This window comes from Kitasatospora viridis (assembly GCF_007829815.1).
In the GTDB taxonomy this organism is placed as follows: domain Bacteria; phylum Actinomycetota; class Actinomycetes; order Streptomycetales; family Streptomycetaceae; genus Kitasatospora; species Kitasatospora viridis.
In genome coordinates this window covers 1,973,859-1,988,925 of sequence record NZ_VIWT01000001.1, presented here as the reverse complement: position 1 = coordinate 1,988,925, position 15,067 = coordinate 1,973,859, and the positions used below count along the sequence as shown (strand labels likewise).

Annotated in this window: 11 protein-coding genes; 2 read left to right on the top strand and 9 right to left on the bottom strand. The window is 72.2% G+C overall.

Going from position 1 to position 15,067, the window contains the following annotated elements; translation table 11 throughout:
- Positions 1 to 73 precede the first annotated feature (73 nt).
- From FHX73_RS08765 to FHX73_RS08750, 4 genes are all read right to left on the bottom strand, one after another.
- Complete coding sequence (locus FHX73_RS08765) at positions 74 to 829, bottom strand: amino acid ABC transporter ATP-binding protein (RefSeq protein WP_145908155.1); 756 nt, start codon at positions 827 to 829, stop codon at positions 74 to 76.
- A 41-nt stretch (positions 830 to 870) separates the two neighbouring features.
- Entirely contained in the window at positions 871 to 1,836 is a 966-nt protein-coding gene (locus FHX73_RS08760; RefSeq protein ID WP_246213422.1) for an amino acid ABC transporter permease, read from the bottom strand.
- Positions 1,837 to 1,874: 38 nt separating this feature from the next.
- Entirely contained in the window at positions 1,875 to 2,798 is a 924-nt protein-coding gene (locus FHX73_RS08755; RefSeq protein WP_145904455.1) for an ABC transporter substrate-binding protein, read from the bottom strand.
- Between the two features lie 201 nt (positions 2,799 to 2,999).
- The gene (locus FHX73_RS08750) at positions 3,000 to 3,935 is read right to left on the bottom strand and encodes an ABC transporter substrate-binding protein (protein ID WP_145904454.1); all 936 of its coding nucleotides are present in this window, start codon (positions 3,933 to 3,935) and stop codon (positions 3,000 to 3,002) included.
- Between the two features lie 544 nt (positions 3,936 to 4,479).
- Between FHX73_RS08750 and FHX73_RS08745 the strand changes: the two genes are divergently transcribed.
- Both FHX73_RS08745 and FHX73_RS08740 read left to right on the top strand, forming a co-directional pair.
- Complete coding sequence (locus tag FHX73_RS08745) at positions 4,480 to 5,676, top strand: NAD(P)-dependent malic enzyme (RefSeq protein WP_145904453.1); 1,197 nt, start codon at positions 4,480 to 4,482, stop codon at positions 5,674 to 5,676.
- A 105-nt stretch (positions 5,677 to 5,781) separates the two neighbouring features.
- The gene (locus FHX73_RS08740) at positions 5,782 to 6,744 is read left to right on the top strand and encodes a zinc-binding dehydrogenase (RefSeq protein WP_145904452.1); all 963 of its coding nucleotides are present in this window, start codon (positions 5,782 to 5,784) and stop codon (positions 6,742 to 6,744) included.
- 65 nt (positions 6,745 to 6,809) lie between these two features.
- Here FHX73_RS08740 and FHX73_RS08735 read toward each other — a convergent pair whose 3' ends face one another.
- The 5 genes from FHX73_RS08735 to FHX73_RS08710 form a co-directional block, all read right to left on the bottom strand.
- Positions 6,810 to 7,754 carry a PadR family transcriptional regulator gene (locus tag FHX73_RS08735; protein WP_145904451.1) on the bottom strand — a complete coding sequence of 315 codons (945 nt, stop codon included), beginning with the start codon at positions 7,752 to 7,754 and terminating at the stop codon, positions 6,810 to 6,812.
- A complete protein-coding gene (locus FHX73_RS08730; protein WP_145904450.1) occupies positions 7,751 to 8,674 on the bottom strand; it encodes a DUF4097 family beta strand repeat-containing protein in 924 nt (307 codons plus the stop codon). The genes FHX73_RS08735 and FHX73_RS08730 overlap by 4 nt, the downstream gene beginning before the upstream one ends.
- Before the next feature lie 198 nt (positions 8,675 to 8,872).
- A complete protein-coding gene (locus tag FHX73_RS08725) occupies positions 8,873 to 9,058 on the bottom strand; it encodes a DUF6104 family protein (protein WP_145904449.1) in 186 nt (61 codons plus the stop codon).
- A gap of 52 nt (positions 9,059 to 9,110) precedes the next feature.
- On the bottom strand, positions 9,111 to 11,039 hold the full coding sequence (locus FHX73_RS45535; protein WP_211786159.1) for a serine/threonine-protein kinase: 1,929 nt from the start codon (positions 11,037 to 11,039) through the stop codon (positions 9,111 to 9,113).
- 82 nt (positions 11,040 to 11,121) lie between these two features.
- Positions 11,122 to 14,901, bottom strand: a complete 3,780-nt coding sequence (locus FHX73_RS08710) for a multifunctional oxoglutarate decarboxylase/oxoglutarate dehydrogenase thiamine pyrophosphate-binding subunit/dihydrolipoyllysine-residue succinyltransferase subunit (RefSeq protein WP_145904448.1) — start codon at positions 14,899 to 14,901, stop codon at positions 11,122 to 11,124.
- Positions 14,902 to 15,067: the final 166 nt, after the last annotated feature.

Below are 15,067 nucleotides of genomic sequence, written 5' to 3'. Positions count from 1 at the left end.
TTACGCCGCCCGGTGCGGCCGCACGGACCAGCGCGCCGGTACCGGCGCGCCCCGGGATCGGCGCTCCTCAGGGTCAGAGCACCTTGGAGAGGAACGCCCTGGTGCGCTCGTGCTTCGGGTCGGTCAGCACCTCGCGCGGGTGGCCGGACTCCACCACCACGCCGCCGTCCATGAAGACCAGCGCGTCGCCGACCTCGCGGGCGAAGCCCATCTCGTGGGTCACCACGACCATGGTCATGCCCTCCTCGGCCAGGCCGCGCATCACGTCCAGCACGTCGCCGACCAGTTCCGGGTCGAGCGCCGAGGTGGGCTCGTCGAACAGCATCAGCTTGGGCTCCATGGCCAGCGCCCGGGCGATCGCCACCCGCTGCTGCTGCCCGCCGGAGAGCTGGGCGGGGTAGCTGTCCGCCTTGTCGGCCAGCCCCACCCGCTCCAGCAGCGCCCGGGCCCGCTCCCGGGCGGCCGCCCGGGGCTCGCCCTTCACCTGCACCGGCGCCTCCATCACGTTCTGCGCGGCGGTCATGTGCGGGAAGAGGTTGAAGTGCTGGAAGACCATGCCGATGTCGCGCCGGCGGTGGGCCACCTCACGGTCCTTCAGCTCGTACAGCCGGCCGCCCCGGCCCTCCCGGTAGCCGACCAGCTCGCCGTCCACCCAGAGCCGGCCGCCGTCGACCTTCTCCAGGTGGTTGACGCAGCGCAGGAAGGTGGACTTGCCCGAGCCGGACGGCCCGACCAGCACGAACACCTGGCCGGCCCGGACCTCCAGGTCGATCCCGCGCAGCACCTGCAGCGGGCCGTAGGACTTGTGCACCGCCTCGGCCCGCACCATCGGCACCACCCGGTCGGCGGGCTGCGCCTTGCTCAGGTCGGTCACCGCGGGCCCCCCGTCCGTCGGTCGGCCCCGCGCAGCAGCCGGTACAGCCGTTGCGGCGGGGTGGGCGGCAGCGCCCGGTTGGCGCCGCGCGCGTAATACCGCTCGACGTAGTACTGAGCCACCGTCAGGACCGAGGTGAGGAACAGGTACCAGATGCTCACCACGACCAGCAGCGGGATGGTCTGGAAGGTCCGCGAGTAGATGTTCTCGCCGGCCCGCAGCAGCTCCTCCAGGGAGATCGCGGAGACCAGCGAGGTGGTCTTGAGCATCGAGATGGTCTCGTTGCCGGTCGGCGGGATGATCACCCGCATCGCCTGCGGCAGCACGATCCGGCGCATCGTGGTGGACTGCCGCATGCCCAGCGCGAGCGCGGCCTCGGTCTGGCCGGACGACACCGACTGGATGCCGCCGCGGATGATCTCGGCCATGTAGGCGGCCTCGTTGAGGCCCAGGCCCAGCAGCGCGGCGACGAACAGCGGGATCAGCTTGTTGGTGTCCGCGGACCAGAACGCGCCGCCGTCGGACAGCCCGAGCGCGCCGCCGAACGGCACGCCGATCGACAGCCGGTTCCACAGCGCGCCGAGGAAGTTCCAGAACAGCAGCTGGACCAGCAGCGGGGTGCCGCGGAAGACCCAGACGTAGAACCAGGCGGTGCCGGAGAGCACCGGGTTGGGGGACAGCCGCATGATCGCCAGCACGGTGCCGCCGGCCACGCCGATCAGCATCGCCAGTGCGGTCAGCTCCAGCGTCACGCCCAGCCCGTGCAGGATCGAGGGGTCGAACAGGTACTGCCGGATCACCGGCCAGTGGAACTGCGGGTTGGCGACCAGGGCGTGCAGCAGCATCGCCGCGAGGACCGCGACGACGACCGCGCCCGCCCAGCGCCCGGGGTGCCGGACCGGGACGGCCGGGGCGAGCGCCGGCCGTCCCCCTTCCGGCACGCCCTGGGGAGGTGGTTTCACGGTGTGACCTCAGGGGTTCGAGTGGACCGGACGGTGGGTCAGCTGGTGGCGCCGTCGATCGTCGAGGTGGTGACGGCGCCGGCCTGGACGCCCCACTTGGTGAGGATCGCCTGGTAGGTGCCGTCGGCCATCAGCGCCTGGACCGCGCCCTGCACGGCCTTGGTCAGGTCGGTGCCCTTGGGCAGCACCACGCCGTACGGGGCGGTGTCGGTCACGTCGCCCAGGGTCTGCAGCTGGCCGCCGGTCTGCTGCACCGCGTAGTCGACCACCGGGGAGTCGGCGAGCATCGCGTCGTCGCGGCCGGAGACCAGGGCGGTGGTCACGTCGGTCTGCAGGTCGAACTTGTCGCCGTCGTTCGGGATGGTCGGCTTGCCGGCCTTCTGGCAGGCCGGGTTGAGGGTGTTCTTGATCTCGTCGGCCTGGGTGGTTCCGGTCTGCACGGCTACCTTCTTGCCGCACAGGTCGGTCGGGTCGACCTTGCTCGGGTTGCCCTTCTTCACCGCCGTCCCGGTGCCGGCCGAGAAGTAGGTGACCATGTCGACGCTGGCCTCGCGGTCCTTGGTGTCCGTGAACGAACTGAGGCTCATCTGGTACTTCTTGGCGGTCATGCCGGGGATGATCGAGTCGAAGGTGGCGTTCTGCACGTCCGCGGTCAGCCCGAGGGTCTGGGCGATCGCCTTGGCCAGGTCGACGTCCATGCCGACGATGTTGCCGCCGGCGTCCTTGAACTCGTTGGGCGCGTACGAGGCGTCGGTGGCGACCACCAGTTTCCCGCCGGCCTTCACGTCGGCCGGGACCAGCGCCGCCAGCGAGGCGACGGCGCTGGGGGCGGGTATCGCGGACGCTCCCGGCTTGGCGCCGGTGCCACCGCTGCTGCCGGAACTGCCGCAGCCGGCGGTCAGCGCGGCGGTGGCGGTCAGGGCCGCGGCTAAGGCGGCGAGTCGGATGCGGCGAGTGCTCATGGGGGCCTCCAGTGAGAGGGTGAGACGGTTCAGGCCGCGGTGACGGAGCGTGTGCGGGTGGATCACCCTCCGCCCTGTGGTGCCAGAGATCTTGCCATCCGCCGACTGCCCGGCGGACCCACCGAGCGATCAAAAATGTGTAACGGATCAAGGCAGTTGGGCCGCCCGTGCCCCGCCCGGGGGGCGGGGCACGGGCACCGCTCAGAAGCTCCCGTCCACCTCCGAGGCGGCCAGTCGGCCGCCCTGGGCACCCCACTTGTCGATGATCGTGTCGTACTGGCCGCCGATGATCAGGTGGTCCAGCGCCTTGGACAGCGCGTCCCGCAGGCCGGTGTCGGCCTTGTTGACGGTGATGCCGTAGAGGCTGGTCTGCAGCAGCGCGCCGGTCACCTGGAAGCGGCCCGCGCTGTTGTCCGGCCGGGTGTTCCAGGCGGCCACCGGGTAGTCGTTGAGGTCGGCGGCGGCCTTGCCGGAGGCCACCTCGGCGAGCGCCTGGTCGTCGGTGTCGAACAGGTCCACGGTGAGCGTCTTGCCCGCCTGCCGGCAGACGTTGACCTGGCCGGCCGCGATGTCGGCCTGCACGGTGCCGCGCTGCAGCGCCACCGTGTGCCCGCACAGGTCGTCCAGGGTGACCACGGACAGCGGGTTGCCGGCCCGGACCAGGATCGCGGTGCCGGTGAGGAAGTAGTCCACGAAGTCGGCGCCCGGGTCGACCTGGGTGCCGTTGGCGTCCACCCCCGTCTCGCGCTGCTGGGTGTCGATCACGGCGGACATCGCCAGGTCGAGCTGGTGGTGCTGGACGGCCGGGATCAGGGTGGCGAACTGCTGGTCGACGAACTCGGCGCGCAGGCCCAGCTGGGCGGCCAGCGCGTTGCCGAGGTCGATGTCCAGGCCGGTGGGCGAGCCGTCCTGGCCCCGGAAGTCCACCGGGGTGTAGTTGAGGTCGCTGCCGATCCGCAGCACGCCGCTGCTCAGGATCGCCTTGGGCAGCCGGGCGCGCAGCGCCGCGGTGGTGTCGGCCGGGGCGGGGGTGCTCGCGCAGCCGGCCAGCAGCAGCGCGGCTGCGGCGACCAGGGCCGCCGCCGGTGCGGTTCTTCGGGGAGCGGTGTTTTCGGGCAGGGCAAAGCCGTTGGACATGGCGGGACTTCCTGAGGGAGGGAAGAACGAAGGGTGGAGCCCGCCGCGGGCCGGCTGCCTGGGGTGGCGCAGCGAGACCTCGGGTCTGCCCTGTCGGCCGCGGGCTGAGGGGTGCGCGGCCGGTGTCCTGCGAGGTCCGGTGAAGGGGGCGGGAAGGGGATCCTCCCATCCCGCTCTGCCGTGCCGGTCAGCGGGTGTGTCAGAATCTGCTATCGGGTGATCCCCGATAACCGAACCGAGGACTCGCCGGTCCGGACAGGACCGGGGCGCCGAGGACCGGAAGTCGATCGACACCGACTCCGTAACCGCGTCGCAACCTCCCCTCCGGGTCCGTGGTTCACACACCCTTCGGGTGTGCGTGAACAGTGCGTGACGAGGAATCAAGGCGCCGGTGCGACGCCTCCTCCTCGATCTAGGCTCCTGATGGGTGCCCCGTGCGACTCACGCACCCCACAACCCTCAATTCGAGGGCGACAGCCGCCCGAGAGCTTTCGCACGCTGGTCGGGCAGCGCGCCCTCGCTGATCAATGACGAAGAGGTCATCGTGGCAGCGGAGATCATTCACCCCCGTTCCGAGGACACCGCGGACCCGGTCGACGCCGTGTTCGCGCTGCACCGCGGCGGCAAGATGCAGGTCGCGGCCACCGTGCCGGTCCGGGACGCGGACGACCTGTCCCTCGCCTACACCCCGGGCGTCGCCCGGGTCTGCACCGCCATCGCCGAGCAGCCCGACCTGGTGCACGAGTACACCTGGGTCGCCAACACCGTCGCGGTGGTCACCGACGGCACCGCCGTGCTGGGCCTGGGCGACATCGGCCCGGCCGCCTCGCTCCCGGTGATGGAGGGCAAGGCGATCCTGTTCAAGCAGTTCGGCGGCGTGGACGCCGTGCCGGTCGCGCTCGCCTGCACCGAGGTGGACGAGATCGTCGAGACCGTGGTCCGGCTGGCCCCGTCCTTCGGCGGCGTCAACCTGGAGGACATCTCCGCCCCGCGCTGCTTCGAGATCGAGCGCCGGCTGCAGGAGGCGCTGGACATCCCGGTCTTCCACGACGACCAGCACGGCACCGCGATCGTCACCACGGCGGCGCTGTGGAACGCGGCCAAGCTGACCGGCCGGGAGATCGGCTCGCTGCGCGCGGTCATCTCCGGCGCGGGCGCGGCCGGCATCGCGATCGCCAAGATGCTGGTCGCGGCCGGCATCGGCGACGTGGCGGTCTGCGACCGGCGCGGCGTGGTCCACGAGGGCCGCGGCGACCTCACCGACGTCAAGGCCGAGATCGCCGGGCTCACCAACAAGGCCGGCCTGAAGGGCTCGCTGGCCGACGCGCTGGCCGGCGCCGACGTGTTCATCGGCGTCTCCGGCGGCACCGTGCCGGAGGAGGCCGTGGCCACCATGGCCGAGGGCTGCTTCGTCTTCGCGATGGCCAACCCGAACCCGGAGATCCACCCCGAGGTCGCGCACAAGTACGCCGCGGTGGTCGCCACCGGCCGCTCCGACTTCCCGAACCAGATCAACAACGTGCTGGCCTTCCCCGGCATCTTCGCGGGCGCCCTGTCGGTGCGGGCCTCCCGGATCACCGAGGGCATGAAGCTGGCCGCCGCCGAGGCGCTGGCCGGTGTGGTGGCCGACGAGCTGTCGGCGCAGAAGGTCATCCCGTCGCCGTTCGACCCGCGGGTCGCGCCGGCGGTCACCAAGGCGGTCGCCGAGGCGGCCCGCCGCGAGGGTGTCGCGCGCCGCTGACACCCCGCCAGACGGGAACTGCCGTTCGGGGGCCCGGGACACGCGGCGGAGGTCACACTCCGGCGTGGTTCCGGGCCCCGGCCGTCGGCGGCTAGTGTCCGGTCCATGTTCGCTGCCTACGCCGCCCGCATCAGTCCCGACGACCCCCTGGCCGGACTCGAACTCGGCGAACTGCCCGAGCCGCGGGCCCGCGAGGGCTGGAGCACGGTCACCGTCAAGGCCGCCTCGCTCAACCACCACGACCTGTGGTCGCTGCGCGGCGTGGGCCTGGGCACCGACCGCCTGCCGATGATCCTGGGCTGCGACGCGGCCGGGGTGGACGAGCACGGCAACGAGGTCGTGGTCCACTCGGTGGTCGGCCAGACCGGCCACGGTGTCGGGCCCGACGAGCCGCGCTCCATCCTGACCGAGCGCTACCAGGGCACCTTCGCCCAGCAGGTGTCGGTGCCGACCTGGAACCTGCTGCCCAAGCCGGCCGAACTCTCCTTCGAGGAGGCCGCCTGCCTGCCCACCGCCTGGCTGACGGCCTACCGGATGCTCTTCACCAAGGCCGGGGTGACGCCGGGTCAGACCGTGCTGGTCCAGGGCGCCGGCGGCGGCGTGGCCACCGCGCTGATCGTCCTCGGCAAGGCGGCCGGCCTGCGGGTCTGGGTCACCGGCCGGGACGAGGCCAAGCGGGCCCGGGCGCTCTCGCTCGGCGCGGACGCCGTCTTCGAGAGCGGGGCGCGCCTGCCGGAGCGGGTGCACGCGGTGATGGAGACGGTCGGCGCGGCCACCTGGTCGCACTCGGTCAAGGCGCTGCGGCCCGGCGGCGCCATCGTGATCTCCGGCGCCACCTCGGGCCCGAGCCCCAAGGCCGCCGAGCTGAACCGGATCTTCTTCCTGGAGCTGAAGGTGGTCGGCTCCACCATGGGCACCAAGGAGGAGCTGGAGGCACTGCTCGCGCTGTGCGCCACCACCGGCGTGCGCCCGGTGATCGACTCCGTCCACCCGCTCACCGAGGCCCGGGACGCCTTCGAGCGCCTTGAGAAGGGCGACGTCTTCGGCAAGCTGGTGCTGCGCCCGTAGGCGCCCAGCAAGCGCCGCGTCCCCGGCACGGGTGGACCCGCGCCGGGGACGGCCGCTCGGCCGGCTCAGCCGAGCAGGCGGCGCAGCTGCTCGCCGGTGCCGCCCAACAGGGCGCGCGCCTCGGCCAGTTGCGCCGCGGTCACGCCCTTGCCGTCGCGGGCCGCGTCCCGCACCTGGTCGCGGAAGCGGTCGAGCAGGCGGTCGAGCTCGCGAGCCGGGTCGCCCGCCGGGTCGGTCCGGGTCCAGGAGGGCAGGTCCTCGGGCGCGGCGGCGGTGCCGGCCGAGGACGAGGTCCAGCGGGACGGGTCGGCCAGGCCGGCCAGGCCCTTGGTGAGCTCGGACAGGCCCTCGGACAGGCCGGTCGGCCAGTCGCCGTTGCCGACGTGCTCGCGGAACTGCTGCTCGACCCGCTTCTTGATCCGCAGCGCCTCCTGCTGGGCCGCCTGGCGGACCGCCTGGGACTGCTCGCGGGCCTTGCGGGCCTCCTCCTTGGCCCGCTTCGCCTGCTCCTTGGCGGCCTTCTCCTGCTCCTTGGCCTTCTTCGCCTGGGCCTTGAAGCCGGCGTACTCCTCGCGGGTGCGCTGCCAGGCGGCGGCGCCGGCCGGGCCGGGGTCCTCCGGCTGGCGGGCGGTGCGAGCCGCGTTGCGCAGCTCCTCGCGCAGGTCCTTGGCCGAGTCCCGGACGTCGGCCCGGATCGCGCCGGCGAGCTGCGAGACCGAGGCGCTGATCTCCAGCTCCAGCTCCGCCAGGTCGGCCTGACGGTCGGTCAGTTCGGCCCGGCCGGCCTCGGTGATCCGGTAGACCTTGCGCCCGCCCTCGGTGGAGTGCTCCACCAGGCCCTCCTGCTCCAGCTTGGCCAGCCGGGGGTAGACGGTGCCCGCGGAGGGCGCGTAGAGGCCCTGGAAGCGCTCCTCCAGCAGGCGGATCACCTCGTAGCCGTGCCGGGGGGACTCGTCCAGCAGCTTCAGCAGGTAGAGCCGGAGCCGGCCGTGCGCGAAGACGCCGCTCATTCGCCCGCCTCCGCGTCGCTCGGCACCGCGTCGCTCGGGGCGGCGGCCGGCAGCTCCTTGACCAGGCTGGGGCCCTCGTCCTCCGGCTCCGGCCGGCCGAGCACCGAGATGGCGCCGGAGACGGTGGAGACCTGCAGCTTGCCGCTGCCGGTGCCCAGGGTGCCGCTGAGCTTCTTCGCGCCCCAGGACCCGCTGACCGTCAACTCGTCGAAGGCGGTGGAGAACTGACCGTTGGTCGAGCCGGCCTCCACGGTGGTGTCGGCGGGGCGGGGCAGCCGCACCGCGACGTCGCCGTTGACCGTGTTGACCTTGATGTCGGCCGGCGCCGCGCCGGCCAGGTCCAGGGTGACCGCGCCGCCGACCGTGCCGGCCCGCACGGTGGTGGCGGTGCCGGCCAGCACCGTCAGGTCGCCGGAGACCGACTTCAGCCGCAGCTCGCCGCCGACCGACTCGGCGGCCACGTCGCCGGAGACCGTGCCGGCCTCGGTGCGGCCGGCCAGGCCGACCAGGGTGGTGCCGCCGGAGACGTTGTAGGCCGTGGTCTCGCCCTTCAGGCCGGTCAGGGTGGACTCGGCGGTGACCGCGCCGACCTGGACCTTCGCGTCGGCGGGCACGGTCAGCGAGACCACCACCCGGTCCTCGCGCTTGCGCTTCCAGGAGCTGAACAGGTCCTTGACCGCGTCCACCGACTTGAGGTTCGGGCCGAAGTCGCTCCAGGACAGGTTGGGGTAGCTGACCAGCAGCACGCCGTCCTCCAGGCTGACCTGGAGCGGTTCACCGCTGAGCTCGCTCACCTCCAGGCGGCTCGGGCCCTCGGCCGCGACCACGTTGACCGCCCCGCCGATGATCCGCACCTGCACCGAGCGCACCGGCTCGTTCAGGGTGATCTGCTCGGGCTCGCTGACCGTCCACTGGCTCATCTCTGCTCCTCCCGTTCGGGGCCGCCGTCGTACCCTGGAGTGGCGACGATCCGGCAAATCGCGATGTATCGCGTTTCCCTCGTAAGACACGATATATCGCGTGGCGGCACAGTCAAGCGCTGCGCCGTGCCGAATTGCGAAGGGCCCGGGAGGCGATCGCCTCCCGGGCCCTTCGTGCGGCCGGCCGTGCCGGCCGGATCAGTCCTCGTCCTCGTCCTCGTCGTCCAACCGGGCCAGCCAGGTGGCCAGTCGCTCGACGGGGACCTCGAAGTCCGGGTTCAGGTCGACGAATTCGCGCAGGCGCTCGGCCAGCCACTCGAAGGTGACCTCCTCCTCGCCACGCCGGCTCTCCAGCTCCTCGATGCCGCGGTCGGTGAAGTACACGGTTCTGCTCCGAAATCTCAAGCTCTGGGGTACCGGGCCAGGATAGACGGGCTCAGCTGCTGCCCTGCCAGGTGCTCACCGAGAGCTTGACCTCACCGGTCTGCGCGTCGGCCACCTCGATCGCGGCGATCGCCACGGCGTGCGTGGAACGGTCCCGGATGCAGAGCAGCCGGCCGGCACTGGCGTGCGTGAAGCTCAGGTCGGAGTCCGGGTGGGTGTCGATGGCGGTGTTGCACTGACCGGGCGTCACCGAGGGGTCGGTGATCACCGCGAAGTCCGAGGAGTCGTCGCCGTCGCCGGTGAAGGCGCCGGCCTGGCTGCCGTTGGCCCCCTGCTGCAGCGCGAGCACCCACTTGGCGCTGGTGCCCGAGGCGATCAGCTTGCCCGCCGTCAGGTCCACCCGGTAGGCATCGCTGACGTACGTGCTGGCGGGGATGTCCAGCTCGACCTTGCTCACCACCGGGGTCCAGGCGCTCGGGCCGCCGGAGGCCGAGACGCCGCTGCCGGGCGAGTCGGTGGCGGTGGAGGGGGCGGCCACCGGCGAGTCGCCGCCGTCGCCGGCGGCCTGGGTGGTCGGGGCCTCGACCACCGGTTGCTGAGGCTGCTGCGCGGTGGTCGGCGCCGAGGTCGTCGCGCGGTCGTTGCTCGCGCTGTTCGACTTGCCGTCACCCTGGCTGAGCAGCACGCCTGCCAGCGTGCCGCCGAGCGCCATCACCACGGCGACCGCGAGCAGGGTCTTCCAGGACACCGACCCGCGCCGCCCGCCGGCAGCCGGCGGGGTGGTCGGCGCGGCGGCCGGCGCGACGGCCTGGTGGGGCGGCAGCACGGTGGTCGGCTGCGGCGCCGGCAGCGGCGCGGTGACCGCCCCGGTGGCGAAGGCCGGTCCGCCCGACGTGCCGTCAACCGCGTTCGGTGCCAAGCCCGTCGGTGCCAGGCCCGTCGGCACCGGGCCCGTCGGCACCGGCGGCAGCGTCGCCACGGGCGGCGCGCTGGGCATCGGCGGCGCCACCGGCACCGTCGGCACGACCGGCACCGGCCGCGGCGGCGTGCGCGGCAGGTCGGAGCGCCGGGTGATCTCGGTGTTCACCGGCGCGGGCAGCCAGTCGTCGGCGAACCGCAACTGCCCGCCCACCGCCGGGTGGTTGCGGGCGGTCTCGATGATCTCGGCGGGCGCCGGCCGGTCCCCGGGCGCCTTGGCGAGGCAGCGCAGCACCAGCTCGCGCAGATCGGCCGGCACCGCGCCGAGGTCGGGCTCCTCGTGCACCACCCGGTAGAGCACGGCCGTCTCCGGCCCCTCGCCGAACGGCTGGACGCCGCTCGCCACGTAGGCGGCCAGCGCGCCGAGCGCGAACACGTCGGTGGCCGGGGTGACCGCACCGCCCTGGGCCTGCTCGGGGGCCATGAAGGCGGGCGAGCCGATCCGGTAGCCGGTGCCGGTCAGCGCGGTCGCGTCGGCGGCCCGGGCGATGCCGAAGTCGATCACCCGCGGGCCGTCGGCGGCCACCAGCACGTTGGCCGGCTTCAGGTCGCGGTGCACCACCGCCACGCTGTGGATCGCCTGCAGCGCCTCGGCGATGCCGCCGAGCAGCAGCAGCACGGTGCGCACCGGCAGCGGGCCGTGCTCGCGCACCACCTGCTGAAGGGAGGGGCCGGGCACGTAGGCGGTGACCAGCCACGGCGCGTCGGCGGTGGTCCCGGCGTCGATCACCTGGGCGGTGTACAGCCCGTGGATCCGCTGCGCGTTGGCCACCTCCTGGCCGAACCGGCGGCGGAACTCGGCGTCCTCGGCGAACTCCGGCCGGACCACCTTGAGCGCCACCGGACGTCCGCCGGGGGTGTAGGAGAGGTAGACCCGGCCCATGCCGCCGGACCCGAGCCGCGCGAACAGCCGGTAGCTGGCCACCTCGGCCGGATCGTCCGGCAGCAGCGGCTGGAAGGCCGGGGGCGGGGGCGGGACGGGGAGCGACTCTTCGGCAGGCATGGCGCAGAGATTAGCGCGGGGCCCGGCCTGTGATCAGGCCGGGCCCCGCACCGTTACTGACGTGATGTCAGGCTGTGCCTCGTCAGATCGCGAAGACCTCGTCCAGCACCGCGTGCTGCTCCACCGCGTGCCGCTTGGCGGAGCCGACCGCCGGGGCGGAGGCGGCCGGGCGGGCCACCCGGCGCAGCCGCGCCGCGCCGGCCTTGCGGCCGACCACCACGTCCAGGTGGTCGATCAGGTTCAGCGCGATGAACGGCCAGGCACCCTGGTTGGCCGGCTCCTCCTGCGCCCAGACGAACTGGACGTCCTCGCCGTAGCGGGCCAGCTCCTCCTGGAGCTCCGCGATCGGCAGCGGGTAGAGCCGCTCGACCCGGACGATCGCCGTGTCGGTGATGCCGCGCTCGGCGCGGGCCGCCTCCAGGTCGTAGTAGAACTTGCCGGCGGTGATCACCACCTTGCGGACCTGCTTCGGGTCGACCGAGTTGTCGCCGATCACCGGGCGGAACGAGCCCGCGGTGAACTCCTCCGCCGCACTCGCCGCGGCCTTGAGCCGGAGCATCGACTTCGGGGTGAAGACGACCAGCGGCTTGTGGTGCGGGTTGTGCACCTGCCAGCGCAGCAGGTGGAAGTAGTTCGACGGCAGGGTCGGCATGGCGACCGTCATGTTGTTGTCCGCGCACAGCTGCAGGAAGCGCTCCGGGCGGGCGGACGAGTGGTCCGGGCCCTGGCCCTCCATGCCGTGCGGCAGCAGCAGGGTGACGCCGGAGTGCTGGCCCCACTTCTGCTCGGCCGAGGCGATGTACTCGTCGACCACGGTCTGCGCGCCGTTGACGAAGTCGCCGAACTGCGCCTCCCACATGACCAGCGCGTTCGGGCGGGTCAGCGAGTAGCCGTACTCGAAGCCCATCGCCGCGTACTCGGAGAGCAGGCTGTCGTAGACGGTGAACCGGGCCTGGTCCTCGGTCAGGTACAGCAGCGGGGTGTAGTCCTCGCCGGTGGCCCGGTCGATCAGCACCGCGTGGCGCTGGCCGAAGGTGCCGCGGCGGCTGTCCTGGCCGGCCAGCCGGACCGGGTGACCCTCCATCAGCAGCGAGCCGATGGCGAGCATCTCGCCGGTGGCCCAGTCGATGGTGTTGTCCTCGATCGAGGCGGCCCGGCGCACCAGCTGCGGCAGCAGGCGCGGGTGCACCGTCAGCCACTCCGGCAGGTTGGTCTGCGAGGCGGCGATCCGCTTCACCATCTCCTGCGAGATGCCGGTCTGGATGCTGACCGGGAAGTCGGCGACCGGGCGGCCGGCCGGAGCCGCGGCCTGGGCGCCGGCCGCGTCGCGGACCTCGGCGAAGACCTTCTCCAGCTGGCCCTGGAAGTCCTGGAGCGCCTGCTCCGCCTCTTCCATGGTGATGTCGCCGCGACCGATCAGGCCCTCGGTGTAGAGCTTGCGCACCGAGCGCTTCTTGTCGATCAGGTCGTACATCAGCGGCTGGGTGAACGACGGGTTGTCGGCCTCGTTGTGCCCGCGGCGGCGGTAGCAGATGAGGTCGATCACCACGTCCTTGTGGAAGGCCTGGCGGAACTCGAAGGCCAGGCGCGCGACGCGGACCACGGCCTCCGGGTCGTCGCCGTTCACGTGGAAGATCGGGGCCTCGATCATCCGGGCCACGTCGGTGCAGTACATCGACGAGCGCGAGGACGCCGGGGCGGCGGTGAAGCCGACCTGGTTGTTGACCACCAGGTGGATCGTGCCGCCGGTGCGGTAGCCGCGCAGCTGCGACATGTTCAGGGTCTCCGCGACCACGCCCTGGCCGGCGAAGGCCGCGTCGCCGTGGATCTGGATCGGCAGCACCGGGAAGGTGGTGCCGCCCTGGTCCAGGATGTCCTGCTTGGCCCGCACGATGCCCTCGACCACCGGGTCGACCGTCTCCAGGTGGGACGGGTTGGCGGCCAGCGACACCTTGATGGTCTCGCCGTCCAGGCCGGTGAAGGTGCCCTCGGAGCCCAGGTGGTACTTCACGTCGCCGGAGCCGTGCATCGACTTCGGGTCCAGGTTGCCCTCGAACTCGCCGAAGATCTTGCCGTACGGCTTGCCGACGATGTTCGCCAGCACGTTGAGCCGGCCGCGGTGGGCCATGCCGATCACGGCCTCGTCCAGGCGGTGCTCGGCGGCCGCGTCGATGGTCGCGTCCAGCAGCGGGATCAGCGACTCGCCGCCCTCCAGCGAGAACCGCTTCTGGCCGACGTACTTGGTCTGCAGGAAGGTCTCGAAGGCCTCTGCCGAGTTCAGCCGGCGCAGGATCCGCAGCTGCTCCTCGCGCTCCGGCTTCGTGTACGGCTTCTCCAGGCGCTCCTGCAGCCACTTGCGCTGCTTCGGGTCCTGGATGTGCATGTACTCGATGCCGACGGTGCGGCAGTAGGTGTTGCGCAGCAGGCCGAGGATGTCGCGCAGCTTCATCATCTTCTGGCCGCCGAAGCCGCCGACCGCGAACTCGCGCTCCAGGTCCCACAGGGTGAGGCCGTGGGTGGTGACGTCGAGGTCGGGGTGCTTGCGCTGCTTGTACTCCAGCGGGTCGGTGTCGGCCATCAGGTGGCCGCGGACCCGGTAGGAGTGGATGAGCTCCATCACGCGGGCGGTCTTGTTGACCTCGTCCTCGTGCGTGGTGGCGACGTCGGTGGCCCAGCGGACCGGCTCGTACGGGATCCGCAGCGACTCGAAGACCTCGTCGTAGAAGCCGTGCTCGCCCAGCAGCAGCTGGTGGATCGCGCGCAGGAACTCGCCGGAGGCGGCGCCCTGGATGACCCGGTGGTCGTAGGTCGAGGTCAGCGTCATGATCTTGGAGACGCCGAGCCGGGACAGGGTCTCCTGCGAGGTGCCCTGGAACTCGGCCGGGTACTCCATCGCGCCGACGCCGAGGATGGTGCCCTGACCCTGCATCAGGCGCGGCACCGAGTGCACGGTGCCGATGCCGCCCGGGTTGGTCAGCGAGACCGTGACGCCGGTGAAGTCGTCCATGGTCAGCTTGTTGGCGCGGGCCCGGCGGACGATGTCCTCGTAGGCCTGCCAGAAGCCGAAGAAGTCGAGGGTCTCGGCCTTCTTGATCGCCGCGACGACCAGCTGGCGGTCGCCGTTCGGCTTCACCAGGTCGATCGCCAGGCCCAGGTTCACGTGGTCCGGCTTGACCAGGAAGGGCTTGCCGTCCTTCACCTGGTAGCTGTGGTTCATGCCCGGGGTCGCCTTCAGGGCCTGCACCATGGCGTAGCCGATCAGGTGCGTGAAGGAGACCTTGCCGCCGCGGGCGCGCTGCAGGTGGTTGTTGATGACGATGCGGTTGTCGATCAGCAACTTCGCCGGGACGGCGCGCACCGAGGTCGCGGTCGGCACCTCCAGGGAGGCGTCCATGTTCGTCGCGACGGCCTTGGCCGGGCCGCGCAGCGCGACCAGCTCGGGCCCGTCGGCGAGCGCGGCCGGGGCGGCGGGGGCAGCGGCTGCCTTCGGCGCCGGCGGTGCGGCCGGCGGGGCTGCCAGCGGCGCGGCCGCGACAGGGGCGGCCACCACGGGGGCGGGCGCAGCTGCCGGGGCGGCGGCGGGGGCAGCCGGCGCCGGAGCGGCAGCGGCAGCAGGGGCAGGGGCGGCGACGGGGGCCGGCGCGGAGCCGACCGGGGTCACGGCCTGGGTCACTGAGGTCACCTCGGTACCGGGCTTGTAGTCGGCGAAAAAGTCCCACCAGGCTCGGTCGACCGAGTTGGGGTCCTGGAGGTACTGCTGGTAGATCTCGTCGACGAGCCACTCATTGGGACCGAAGCCAGTGGGCTTCTCCGCACTGCGTGGGGCCGAGCTGTTGGGGGTTTCAGGGGACTGTGGCGACACGGCGGCAACCGCCCTCTTCCGCTTCCTTTTGGGATGTTTGGACAGCGGGGATTAAGGCTACGCCCCTGACCAGTGATCGCGCAGTCCCCGGGGGGTCTGCGTCGTCCAGATCACAGTCCGTTGAGCGAGATTGGCCGGATTTTTGCGTTAGAAGTGCGGCTTCGTG

Coding starts and splice junctions, on each gene's coding strand:
- FHX73_RS08765 (WP_145908155.1), bottom strand. CDS start 829: ATGGTGCGGGCCGAGGCGGTGCACAAGTCCTACGGCCCGCTGCAGGTG.
- FHX73_RS08755 (WP_145904455.1), bottom strand. CDS start 2,798: ATGAGCACTCGCCGCATCCGACTCGCCGCCTTAGCCGCGGCCCTGACC.
- FHX73_RS08750 (WP_145904454.1), bottom strand. CDS start 3,935: ATGTCCAACGGCTTTGCCCTGCCCGAAAACACCGCTCCCCGAAGAACC.
- FHX73_RS08740 (WP_145904452.1), top strand. CDS start 5,782: ATGTTCGCTGCCTACGCCGCCCGCATCAGTCCCGACGACCCCCTGGCC.
- FHX73_RS08735 (WP_145904451.1), bottom strand. CDS start 7,754: ATGAGCGGCGTCTTCGCGCACGGCCGGCTCCGGCTCTACCTGCTGAAG.
- FHX73_RS08730 (WP_145904450.1), bottom strand. CDS start 8,674: ATGAGCCAGTGGACGGTCAGCGAGCCCGAGCAGATCACCCTGAACGAG.
- FHX73_RS45535 (WP_211786159.1), bottom strand. CDS start 11,039: ATGCCTGCCGAAGAGTCGCTCCCCGTCCCGCCCCCGCCCCCGGCCTTC.